An 892-nucleotide genomic window follows, 5' to 3' on the forward strand; every position below is an offset into this window, starting at 1 on the left:
AGTGCAGTGCCTCACGGTCACAGCAGTCCAGCGCGAACGTGACTCGCAGTTTTTCTCCGTTATCACAGCGGAACTCGAACCCGTCAGAGCACCATCGCTGATTACTTTCTTTCACAGCCACTCTGCCTGTATGTGCCCGTTTCGATGGCGGTACAGCAGGTTTTCGCTCAAGCAACAGCGCATTCTGGCGCATGATCCGGTAAACACGTTTGGCATTGATCGCAGGCATACCATCAAGTTCTGCCTGTCTGCGAAGCAGCGCCCATACCCGACGATAACCATACGTGGGCAGCTCTCCGATAACATGGTGTATACGGAGAAGCACATCCGTATCATCAGTGTGACGACTGCGGCGGCCATCCATCCAGTCATCGGTTCGTCTGAGAATGACGTGCAACTGCGCACGCGACACCCGGAGACAACGGCTGACTAAGCTTACTCCCCATCCCCGGGCAATAAGGGCGCGTGCGCTATCCACTTTTTTGCCCGTCCATATTCAACGGCTTCTTTGAGGAGTTCATTTTCCATCGTTTTCTTGCCGAGCAGGCGCTGGAGTTCTTTAATCTGCTTCATGGCGGCAGCAAGTTCAGAGGCAGGAACAACCTGTTCTCCGGCGGCGACAGCAGTAAGACTTCCTTCCTGGTATTGCTTACGCCAGAGAAATAACTGGCTGGCTGCTACACCATGTTGCCGGGCAACGAGGGAGACCGTCATCCCTGGTTCAAAGCTCTGCTGAACAATTGCGATCTTTTCCTGTGTGGTACGCCGTCTGCGTTTCTCCGGTCCTAAGACATCAATCATCTGCTCTCCAATGACTAGTCTAAAAACTAGTATTAAGACTATCACTTAAATAAGTGATATTGGTTGTCTGGAGATTCAGGGGGCCAGTCTA

1 pseudogene is annotated in these 892 nt (G+C 52.4%); it reads right to left on the reverse strand.

The features are described 5' to 3' along the window. Nucleotides 1–801, reverse strand: a pseudogene (locus C4F37_RS27130) (IS3-like element IS2 family transposase); the annotation flags it as partial. Between the last annotated feature and the right edge of the window lie 91 nt (nt 802–892).

Source organism: Escherichia sp. R1 (assembly GCF_003000935.1).
In the GTDB taxonomy this organism is placed as follows: Bacteria; Pseudomonadota; Gammaproteobacteria; order Enterobacterales; family Enterobacteriaceae; genus Escherichia; species Escherichia coli.